This window comes from Negativicutes bacterium (assembly GCA_021372785.1).
GTDB lineage: Bacteria > Bacillota > JAAYKD01 > JAAYKD01 > JAAYKD01 > JAJFTT01.
Genome location: JAJFTT010000035.1, coordinates 25,170 through 36,436, shown reverse-complemented (window position 1 = coordinate 36,436; position 11,267 = coordinate 25,170). Strand labels below are relative to the sequence as shown.

The 11,267-nt window shown below is 49.0% G+C and carries 8 protein-coding genes; 5 read left to right on the top strand and 3 right to left on the bottom strand.

Annotated features, from left to right (window positions below; genetic code table 11):
• On the bottom strand, nt 1–1,352 hold a 1,352-nt coding region (locus LLG09_04635), incomplete at its 3' end, for a transposase (GenBank protein ID MCE5196402.1).
• A 411-nt stretch (nt 1,353–1,763) separates the two neighbouring features.
• Nucleotides 1,764–3,557, bottom strand: coding sequence for an oligoendopeptidase F (pepF, locus tag LLG09_04630; GenBank protein MCE5196401.1), 1,794 nt, complete (start codon nt 3,555–3,557; stop codon nt 1,764–1,766).
• Nucleotides 3,558–3,989: 432 nt separating this feature from the next.
• Between pepF and LLG09_04625 the strand changes: the two genes are divergently transcribed.
• Nucleotides 3,990–5,429, top strand: coding sequence for a nicotinate phosphoribosyltransferase (locus LLG09_04625; protein ID MCE5196400.1), 1,440 nt, complete (start codon nt 3,990–3,992; stop codon nt 5,427–5,429).
• A gap of 21 nt (nt 5,430–5,450) precedes the next feature.
• Nucleotides 5,451–5,753 (top strand): TIGR04076 family protein, encoded by a 303-nt coding sequence (locus LLG09_04620; protein ID MCE5196399.1) that lies wholly within the window; start codon nt 5,451–5,453, stop codon nt 5,751–5,753.
• A gap of 305 nt (nt 5,754–6,058) precedes the next feature.
• On the opposite strand, the gene LLG09_04615 is transcribed toward LLG09_04620, so the two are convergent.
• Nucleotides 6,059–6,583 carry a GNAT family N-acetyltransferase gene (locus tag LLG09_04615; protein MCE5196398.1) on the bottom strand — a complete coding sequence of 175 codons (525 nt, stop codon included), beginning with the start codon at nt 6,581–6,583 and terminating at the stop codon, nt 6,059–6,061.
• A 537-nt stretch (nt 6,584–7,120) separates the two neighbouring features.
• Here LLG09_04615 and LLG09_04610 point away from each other — a divergent pair.
• The 3 genes from LLG09_04610 to LLG09_04600 all read left to right on the top strand — a co-directional run bounded on the left by LLG09_04610 (nt 7,121) and on the right by LLG09_04600 (nt 11,161).
• Entirely contained in the window at nt 7,121–8,362 is a 1,242-nt protein-coding gene (locus tag LLG09_04610; GenBank protein MCE5196397.1) for a M20/M25/M40 family metallo-hydrolase, read from the top strand.
• A gap of 12 nt (nt 8,363–8,374) precedes the next feature.
• The gene (locus tag LLG09_04605) at nt 8,375–9,700 is read left to right on the top strand and encodes an amidohydrolase (GenBank protein MCE5196396.1); all 1,326 of its coding nucleotides are present in this window, start codon (nt 8,375–8,377) and stop codon (nt 9,698–9,700) included.
• A gap of 219 nt (nt 9,701–9,919) precedes the next feature.
• Nucleotides 9,920–11,161: a M20/M25/M40 family metallo-hydrolase gene (locus LLG09_04600; protein ID MCE5196395.1), complete on the top strand. Its 1,242-nt coding sequence runs from the start codon at nt 9,920–9,922 to the stop codon at nt 11,159–11,161.
• The last annotated feature ends 106 nt before the right edge of the window (nt 11,162–11,267 follow it).

Genomic DNA, 11,267 nt, shown 5'->3' with positions numbered 1-11,267 from the left:
ACACTTGAAGCACAAAACAAGACATCTTTGACACTATACGATTTAAGCAGATCTTTTTCTGACAGCAAATTATTAATCCGGTAATACATCAACAAACTCAGAAACTCAATGAAAGCCCATCCTTCCTGCACTTCCAGCCTTGTTTCATAATTCATTTTGAAACCAAGGGTGTTCTTGTGTGTGTCAAACATTTCTTCAATTGCCCATCGTGTTTTATAGTCTTTATATATGAGCTCCGGCTTATTGTCGATGTTTGTTAAAAGAAATGTAACGCCAAACAATTTTGTATCTTCATAGACTGTAGTCTGCAGGTTTTTGGGCAGATTGCCGTTTTCGTCCTGATTTTGAATGTAATAGTTTTCAATAAGGTCTTTGCGCCGCTCGTTATCATAAAAGATATGTACCTTACAGTCTGCATGTTTGGAAGAAGTATGTTCTTTGTGGAAAATGATTCGCTTATGATAATTGAAAAATCCGATGTCTTTGCTCTCATAAGCAGAGAAGTCCTTATCGGTTTCACCAACATCGGTGGTGTTTTTTTGAAGCGGTATTATGAAGTCTAAACCTGCCTGAAGGACGAAATCAATGTTTTTCTTTGAGTAAAATCCTTTATCCAACAAAACAGTGCAGTTTTTCTTGCCAAGCTCTTCAACACACGCTTCAAATGTAACCTTATCGGATATATTCCCGGGAAATACTCGGAAATAGAACGGGATATTGTTGCTTTTATTGAACGCATAGACCAAGCGAATCTGTTTTTCATTGCGATGTCCAGGAGTGTAACCTTTTTTTGTGTATGGATTTTCGTTTGACGATGACAGAAAACTTGATCCGTCGAAAATCACACTGTCTCCTTCATAATTGGTATACTCTCGCATGAACTGTATCATGCTCTTACGTGAAAGAGACAATTGTGACAGAAACGCTGATACAGTATTCTTGCTGAGATGTACTTCAGGGAGTAATGCTGAGATTGCCGACCGGGTATAGAGTTCATCAATGTCTTTCTGGCTTGAGTTGTTCAGAAGTTTCATCACTGCTAATGTATATATGCGAATGAATTCTGAAGGGAAGCATTTACGCAGCACCTCAAACATCTCTTTTGAAGTTTCCATGATAATTCGTGTAGCACCGTATTCTTTCGCACAGTCTTCCTGACTGCCCGGTATCTTATCATTCGGAACAAAGCCGATGTCCGGATAAATCTGTCCGATGCAGCCCAGAGTTTTTCTTTTCGATTTTTTGGTGTCCTTATCGTAATAGCCTTTTACTTTATGCACATAATAATGCCCAGATTTTTCTTGAATTTCAGTCCCCTTTGGCCGGAACTGTTTAATAGAATCAGGTATCATGCTCCTCGCCTCCAGTATGTTAGTATATATCATACTATACCATACTTTGGCGAAGATTACAAATATTTTTTTCAAGTATTCAAGATAATTTCTTACAATATGCGGTAATTGAAATAAGAGTTCATGCTCCATAAAGTGGTTATAACCCTATAAAACGGTCGGACACGCTCAAATTGCTCCAGGGTAATCACCTTATCAACCCACTTAACTCTTGAGCGCACGCTTTTAGGCTATTTAGATTGAAAACAGCACGATATTCTATACCATACATTTTATGATTTCATTTTAATTAGTGAAAAGGCTCCTCAGCGGCGTTCGACGGTTTTTGATCACCATCGGCTGCCACAGAGGAGCCTTGTATTATTTTTTTTTTGCGGTAGGGTTGATTGTCAGGACGGATTTTTAGTTTGCTTATTTTTGGTAACTGGCTACGACTTCATCGACCAGTGAGCCGACATAGGCGACCGCCGATTGAATGGTTTCCTTCTTGCTCATGTCTACACCGGCCAACCGGCAGAGTTCCAATGGTTTCAGGGTACCGCCGGCTTTTAAGACCTCGATCCAGCGTTCGGCAGCCTTGCTGCCTTCTTTTTCGATTTTTTGGGAAACCACAGTGCCGACCGTCAAACCGGCGGAGTAGCTGTAAGGATACAGACCGTTGTAATAATGGGACTGACGCATCCAAACCAGTTTGGCGTCATCATCGATGACAACCTCACCGCCATAGAATTCTTCCAAAATATCCCCCTGCAGCTTATTCAGAATCGATGCGGTGATCGGCTGACCCTTTTCTGCCAACACGTAGGCGCGGCGCTGCAGTTCGCCTTCAATCAGGTGGCGGACAAAGTTATGATGATAAGTCGTCAGCATTTGGGTGATGACCCAAAGACGCATTCTGGCGCTGTCGGCTTTGGCCAGAATCCGGTTGGCGACCAATAATTCATTGATCGTGGAGGGCGCTTCAATAAAGAACATGGTTGGTCTGGCATTGGAAAGCCGCTGATAACGCTGAGAAAAAACACCTTGTCCGGCATGGCCGAGTTCATGAGCCATAGTCAGGGCGTTGCGCATTTGGCCGGACCAGCTCATACTGACGTAGGGATGCACGCCGTAAACTGTGTTGCAGAAAGCGCCGGTGCGTTTGCCGACATTATCGGCCCGGTCGATCCAGTGTTCGGTCAAACCCTTGCGGATGATTTCGGTATATTCTTCGCCTAAAACGGAAACACCATCCAAAACCAATTTCGAGGCTTCTTCATAGGTCACAGTCGGATCGTACTCGGGGTCAAGCGGTGCTTCGATATCGCAGTAGAGCATCTCGTCCAGGCCGAGCACTTCTTTGCGCAGTCTGGTTAATTTCCGCCAGTGCGGCGCCAGTTCGGTCAGAATGACATCGTGCAGATTATGATAGATATCGGTCGTGACTTCCTGTCTGTGCAGCAGCATTTCAACGGCAGAGCCATAACCGCGCAGTTTGGCAGTAACCACATTTTTCTTGACTTCCAAACCCCAGGCTGTGCCGTAGGTATTGTTGTAGAGACTTATTTTCTGGCTGAGTTCGCTGTAAGCGTTACGGCGCAGGGTCGCGTCTGCATCGGAATCATGTTTGCCAAGTCCCATGGCATAACTGTTGCCTTTGCCGTCCATGATCATGTCGAATTTCAAGTCGGTGGAACGGGAACGTTCATAAATCTCAGCAGGCGCGTTGAGTACCTGACCGAGAGCGGCTAAAACCATTTCCGTTTCGGGCGCCAGCATATAAGGCTTGTGCTCGATCCATTTTTCAATCGTAAAACGAAACGGTGTTAAGCCGGGATCTTCAAGCAGGTATTTTTCCAGGGTGCCGGCGGGTAAAGCCAACGCTTCGCTCTGTACAAAAGAAGTCTGCGCCTGTAACTCGGCCATGGCTGCCGTTGCTTTGCCGGCCATTGCCTGATAAGCAATGTTGGTGCCGTCACTGGCAATGTTTAAGGAAGCATAACTTGTCACTTGCGAGGCTTTGCCCTGCAGGGTTTCCAACGCTTCCAGGCATTCACGCAGCAGGGCGGAGCCGTTGCCCAGTTTACCTTGGTAGTGAGTGACGGCAGCAATCAGGGTTTTCAGGTTCGCCAATTCGGTTTCCCAGGCTTCAACACTGGGGAAAATGTCGGAAACTCTCCAGGTTTGGTCCGGGGGGACTTCATTTCTCAATAATTGTTTTGCCATTCTTTCGCCTCCTAAAAGATTTTATGATCTATTTCTACGTTCCCTGAGAATTCCCTGCCTGAGATTGAAATAATCCGGCGGCAACAAGGCTGCGGGCCTGCAGCCGGAGGCAGGACAGCAACAGAACTTCAGACAGCAAGGAAATACCACTCCGGCGCAGTTATAAAGCCGACGAGATCAATCAGAACAAAAAGACTGCCGAAAGCAGAAAAAACACGGTATAAAGCCAACCGGCGCCGGCAATTTCAAAAAATACCGCGCGGCCTGCTGCCGACGGTCAGGGTGGCGATGCCGGCATGGCAGCAGTTGAAAAACGAGCCTAAGCAAGTCCGGCAGATCTGCCAAAACAAAGCAGGTAAAAAATATAAAATGGCGAAGTAAAGACGATAGCAGATACAACAGGTGTTGATTAATTGGAGAGGAGATTATTCAGTGAGACGCGACAATTTATCTTTGCTCTGTGATTATTATGAGCTGACCATGGGAAATGGTTATTTGCTCAGCGGTATGGCAGACAGAATCGTTTATTTCGATTTATTTTATCGCAGCGTTCCCGATCAGGGAGGCTTTGCCATTACGGCGGGTTTGGAGCAATTGGTGGAATATATCGAAAACTTACATTTCGAGGCAAGTGATCTTGCATTTTTACGCAATAAGGGAATTTTCAGCGAAGAATTTCTCAGCTATCTGGCCAATTTTCATTTCAGCGGTGATATCTACGCCGTTCCGGAAGGAACTCCCGTTTTCCCCAACGAGCCGATGGTGATCGTGCGGGCTAAGGCCATTGAAGCGCAGCTGGTGGAGACGTTTTTGCTCCTGACGCTCAATCATCAATCGCTGATCGCCACCAAGGCCAGCCGCATTGTGCGGGCAGCCAAAGGTAGACCGGTGATGGAATTTGGCTCGCGCCGTGCCGCCGGCAGTGATGCGGCGGTGCTGGGGGCGCGGGCTGCTTATATCGGCGGTTGTATCGGCACTGCCTGCACCTTGACGGATGAGAGGTATCATGTACCTGCGCTGGGCACGATGTCGCATTCCTGGGTGCAGATGTTCGATACAGAGTATGCGGCGTTTGCTACTTATTGCAAGCGTTATCCGGATAATGCGGTACTCCTGGTGGATACCTACAATGTTTTGCACAGCGGCGTGCCCAATGCGATCCGCGCTTTCCAAGAAATTCTGCTGCCGCTAGGCGTCAGCAAATGCGGCATTCGGATTGATTCCGGTGATTTGGCATATTTGACCAAAATGGCGCGGAAAATGTTGGACGCCGCCGGTTTGCCGCAATGCAAAATCGTTGCTTCCAATGCGTTGGACGAATATCTGATCGGTACTCTGATCAGCCAGGAAGCCTGTATCGATTCCTTTGGTGTTGGCGAACGCCTGATCACCTCCAGGAGTGAACCTGTTTTTGGCGGTGTCTATAAGCTTTGCGCTGTTGAAGCGGCGGACGGGACCGTTATCCCCAAGATAAAAATCAGTGAGAATCAGGCAAAAATCAATAATCCCGCTTATAAAAAAGTATATCGCCTCTATGACAATACGAACGGCAAAGCCGCAGCCGATCTGATCTGTCTGCACGACGAGGTAATCGATGAAAATCTTCCTCTGGAGCTTTTCGATCCGGATGCTGTTTGGAAACGCAAAACGATTACGAATTATACGGCGGTGGAACTTTTAAAACCGATTTTTCTGGCCGGTCAATGCGTTTATCCCTTGCCAAAAATCGATGAGATCCGGGATTACTGTCAGCAGCAATTAGAAACTCTTTGGGATGAAGTCAAACGATTTGACAATCCGCAGCATTATTATGTTGATCTTTCCCAAAAATTATGGGATGTCAAACATGAATTGATCCTGAAATATAGATAAACTGAAGAGGAGAGGTTCGTTATGCAGGCATGGTATGCGGAGGAGTATTCTTTCAGACTGGAGGTATTGCACCTTGCACCGGATGATCAGCCGCAGCGCTGCCGCGTTGGTCATCAGCCGGGAGATCGTTTTCACTGCAGCTACGGCTGCCCCGGCGGTCTCTGCTCCAAGACGATGCTGAAAGCTTTTCCGATTATGGAGGCGGCACGCAGCGGCGGTGACCTGCGCAATCTGGGCGGCAGGGAATGCGGCTGCATGGAGTTTGTCTGCCCGGATGGCATCGTCACATGGCGCCTGCGTGTGCATAAAAGCGAGGCCGTCTAGAACTTGGCAAACGTCCCGCGGGTGATCTTGCTTGCGGCAAGAATGAGAACAGCATGATGCAAAAAACAGCCGGAGTCTGGCTTGCAGCAAGTGAACCGGCATCAAATGCGAAAGCAAGCCGGGTTTTGATCTCTGGATGGATGAGGCAGACAGAGAGCAACACCCGGCTTTGGCTATTTTTAACAGAAGAACAGGAGTGCCTGATTCGAAAGCGGTTTCGCTGTCGACTGTCTGACAGGCAAAGCGGCAGCGAAACAGGCACTCCTGTGATTGGCAATTGATTGTGTTCTGAGTTCGAAAAGCAATCATTCGATCCGCGATAAGTGTAGGTGCATCCGGTCGACACGGTCCACCGTTCTGCTCAGCGTAAAACCAACAGAAGTATACAGATCGATCGCCACTTCATTATCCTGGCGGACTTCCAGGACTACGATTTGATAACCTTCTTCTTTTAAGGATTTCAGCATGGTTGTCAGCATATAGCGCCCGAGTCCCAGACTGCGGGTATCCGAATTCACCAGAATATCAATTAAAGCGATAGATCCTTGTGGAAGGCCGGGCAGGACGCCGAACCAGATAAAACCTTGATTCTCATTTCCTTCCTGACCGCCGACCCGGAAATAGTGTAACGGTGTATGCATGCCCTGCGGCAACAGTTTGGGGATCAGCGCTTCCAGATTCCTTCTTTCTTCTTCCAGGCTGGTGTGGTAGGCCCAGGCACGGTCTTCCGACTGTCTTGCCAACGAGTATTCAAACCAATACCTGAACTGGAGCGGAGTTGGCAGCGCAAGCAGCCAATTCGATGTTTTTTGCTTTTCAGCGTTTGTCATCATCCTTACCTCCTTTTTCTTGTTAGGCATTCTCCTGAAGATTCTGCCGGAGCCGATTGAGACTGGAATTCGATGTACTCTAGCGCTCTCCTCTGCCCGGAGCGGAGCGGGAACGCAGGGAAATCGTTTTGTGCCAGGGAGTGATATTTTCTGGGATTACTATTTATTACTGCAGCGACAATAAAAGGGATTGAAGGATAATTTGTAAACAGATGGGATTTAATCCATTTGCCAGTTGTATTATATATTATTATTGCGATTTTGTCAAATGGAACCAGAGATATTTTTACGGTCGAAGCCAGCTGTCAGGCCCGGCTTGCCCGGGTATGCGCTACGGCTTTTGCCGGAAACAGGAAATTCAAATAATCGCAAATTTTTTAACTTGCGGCCGTTCCCTTGTCAAATGGTCTGTGTTATAATAAAAATGTTGTCATTTCCGATTCTATTTTAAGGAGGGCTTTAGCGTGAAAAGGAACTATTTGCACCCTTTTCATCTCTATTTGTGCCTTGAGCACTGCGAAAGGAATGGATTTTATTATGGATTATCAGGTAGAAGACCGTATTACCGCTCAATTGACTGCCTTAAAGCAACAGGAGATCGTACAAAAAGGTTTGGCCTTTATTGCAGCCGATGATCAGCACATGCTGGAAGAACAAAAGAAACTAACCTTGGTGGAAGCCCCCACTTTCCAGGAAGCAACCCGCGCGAACTATTTCGCCGAGCTGTTGAAAGCAGAAGGTTTGACCGAAGTTCAGATTGATTCGCACGGCAATGCCTTTGGTTATCGCCGCGGGCGGGGGATTGGACCCGTGATCGTTGTAGAGGGTCATATGGATACCGTTTTTCCCATGAATACCGCCAAAGCGATCATTGAAAAAGACGGCAAGATCTATTGCCCCGGTATTTGTGACGACACCCGCGGTATTACCGCCGTCTTAGCTGCGTTGCGCGCAATGAATGCGGCGCAAATTCAGACTGACAGTGACTTTATCTTTATGGGTACTGTCGAAGAAGAAGGGATGGGCGCGCTGGGCGGCTTGAGAAAGTTCCTCAATGATCATAAAGAGGTCGGCGGCTGCATCTGTATCGACGGTTCCGGCGCCAACGGCATTGTCTATGAAGCCACCGGTATCCGAACCATGGCAGTCAATTTCCATGGCATCGGCGGACACGCCATGGGTGCTTTTGGTCTGGTTGCCAATCCTTTGCATGCGGCAGCCCGTGCCGTGGCAAAGATTGCCGATCTGCAGGTTCCAGCCAATCCGAAAACCATTTTCGCTGTCACGAATTTCCATGGCGGCAACGATGCCGGTATCCACGCAATTGTCAAGGAATGCACCATCAAAATCAATTTCCGTTCCAATGGTCAGAAGGAACTCAACGAATTGGAAGCCAAGATTAAAAACGCCGTCGAAGAGGCCTGCAAAGAAGAGACAGCGCGCTGGGGTAAAGATACGATCACTTACGATTATGTTGATTATGTCAACGTACCCGCCGGCACGCAGGATCAGAAGGCTCCGATTGTGCAGACGCTTTACAGCGTGATTCAAAGCCTCGGTTTTGAACCGGAATTCGCACAAGGCGGTTCCACCAATGCCAGCAATCCGATTGCTATGGGAATTCCCGGCGTTTGTATCGGCGGCGGCGGCACTTCCGGCGGCGTGCATACGGTAGACGAATGGTTTGATCCGACCGATGCCTATCAAGGGGTTCAGGTCGTATTCCTCCTGGCCTTAATGCTGGGCGGCGTCAGCGGCATCAGCAAAACCATTTTATAAGGAGCGGCTAAGATGGCACGGAGTAAAGAAGAATTAAAAAAGGCTGCCTGTGCAGCCATCGATGCCAAACGGCAAGAGCTGATTGAGCTGGGCGATTCTATTTTCGCCGAACCGGAATTGGGCTACAAAGAAGTGAAAACCGCAGCGAAAATCAAGAAAATTTTTGATGAATTGGGTTATGACTATACCGACGGGGTTGCCCTCACCGGGATCATTGCACCGCGCAAAGGGAAAGAAAGTAAAATCAAGGTAGCCGTGATGGGTGAAATGGATGCTGTGGTGGCTCCCGAACATCGTTGTGCCGACCCCAAAACCGGAGCAGCCCATTCCTGTGGTCATAATTGCATGATCGCCGGTCTGATGGGTGTCGCCTACGCCTTAAAGGATACCGGTATCATGGAGGAACTCTCCGGGGATGTCGTCCTGATGGCGGTTCCTGCCGAGGAATATGTGGAAATCGGCTACCGCAATCAATTGCGTAAAGAGGGGAAAATCAGTCTGCTCGGCGGGAAGCAGGAGTTTATTCGATTGGGTGTGATGGACGACATTGACCTGATGGTGATGCAGCATAATTTTCCAACCGAAGGCGAAACTCCCAGCCCCGTCAAAGCGGGTCCCGGCGGCGGCAGCAACGGTTTTGTCGGTAAGTTGATCGAATACGTCGGCAAAGAAGCACATGCCGGCGGTGCGCCGCACGACGGCAAGAATGCTTTGAATGCCGCCAACATCGGTTTAATGGCGGTCAATGCCCAGCGCGAAACCTTTAAAGACGAAGATCATATCCGGGTTCATCCCATCATCACCAAAGGCGGCGATTTAGTGAATGTCGTGCCTGCCGATGTGCGGGTGGAAACCTATGTCCGCGGCACGACCGTGGAGGCAATCCTGAATGCCAGCGAAAAAGTTAACCGCGCCTTCCGTGCCGGCGGTTATGCAGTTGATGTGCAGACAAACATTACGGAATTACCCGGTTATCTGCCGACCATCGTCAACAAGAATTTACAGCGCCTGATGACAGCTAATCTGGTTAGCTTGTTCGGTGAGGAGAAAGTACTCAAAGAAATGGCAAGCGGAACCGCTTCTAGCGATGCCGGCGACGTTTCTCATCTGATTCCCACCATCCAGGCCAATATCGGCGGTTCGGCCGGTATACCGCACAGCTCAAATTATGAAATTTTAGACAAGGATCTGGCCTATCTCGGTGCTGCCAAGGCTCTGATCATGACAGTGATCGATCTTTTGGCGGATGGCGCCGCAGAAGGGCTTCGCATCAAAGCTGAGTTTCAGCCGGCCCTGACCAAAGCACAGTATCTGCAGGACTGGTGCAAACTTTCCTAAAATAAATGGCCCGCTAAAGGCGCGGCGCCTGGCTGCAATCGCAGCGTTTTCCCTCAATCGAATCCAGCAGGCTGCGGCAGCAATCCGATCGGGGAATGGGCTGTCGCAACCTGTTTGGAATTGATCTGGAATCCTGACGGTGCTGTTTCTTTGTGCGGTACAACATCGGCGAATGGAAGCACCTGGTCAGCTAAGATTAAGAAGAAGGAGGGTTTTCAAATGAATTACAGAGTGGAAGAACGGATTGCCGCCCCAGTACAGAATTTGCTGCAGCAGGAAAATGTGCAAAAGGGTTTGGCCTTCATCAAAGCGGATGATCAGCACATGCTGGAGCAACAATTGGAACTTGTTTTAATTGAAGCGCCCACGTTTCAGGAAGCGACGCGTGCCGCCCATTTCGCCAAATTGCTGCAAGCGGAAGGTCTGAGTGATGTACAGATCGATGCGCACGGCAATGCGTTCGGTTACCGGCGCGGCAGAGGCAGCGGTCCGCTGATTGTGGTCGAAGGTCACCTGGATACGGTATTTCCCGTCAACACCGCCAAAAAAATCGTTTATAAAGACGGCAGAATCTATTGCCCCGGCATCTGTGATGATACCCGCGGCTGTATTGATGTTCTGGCTGTGCTGCGCGGCCTGAATGCGGCAGGGATCGAAACCGAGAGCGACTTCATTTTTATGGGCACGGTTGAAGAAGAAGGAATGGGCGGTTTAGGCGGCTTAAAGAAATTTTTACAGGATCATCCGGAAGTGGGCGGTTGTATCAGTATTGATGGCGCCGGCAATAGCGGTATTGTCTACGAAGCCACCGGCATCCGCACGCTGGCGGTCAATTTTCATGGGATCGGCGGTCATGCCATGGGCGCTTTTGGTCTGGTAGCCAATCCGCTGCATGCCGCTGCGCGGGCAGTTGCCAAAATCGCCGATATTGCGGTGCCGGCCGATCCCCGCACGACGTATGCTGTCAGTAATTTCCATGGCGGCAATGATGCCGGCATTCATGCCATTGTCAAAGAATGCACCATTAAAATCAATTTCCGCTCCAACGGTCAAAAAGAATTGCAGGAGCTGGAAACGAAAATTAAAAACGCCATTGAGGAAGCCTGTCAGGAAGAAACCGCACGCTGGGGAAAGGATACCATTACTTATGATTTTATCGATTATGTCAACATTCCCGCGGCGACACAGGATAAACAGGCTCCGATTGTCCAGGCTGCCTATGCGGTGATTCAGCACTTCGGGTTTGAACCGCAGTTTGCCCAAGGCGGCTCGACCAATGCCAGCAATCCCATCGCGCTGGGAATTCCCGGCGTTTGTCTGGGCCGCGGCGGCAAAGAAGGCGGCGTGCATACAGTGGACGAATGGTTCGATCCTACCGATGTCTATAAAGGGGTGCAGGTGATTTACACGCTGGCTTTGGCCCTGGGAGGGCTCAGCGGTGTCAGCAAGAGTGTCCTCTAGATTATCAAGCGGTGCTATCGTCAAAACTCCGCTGTTTCTCTTTAGCGTAAGCAGAGAAACAGCGGAGTTTTTCTGTTGAATTTATTTGCGGCAGCCCGTTCATCCG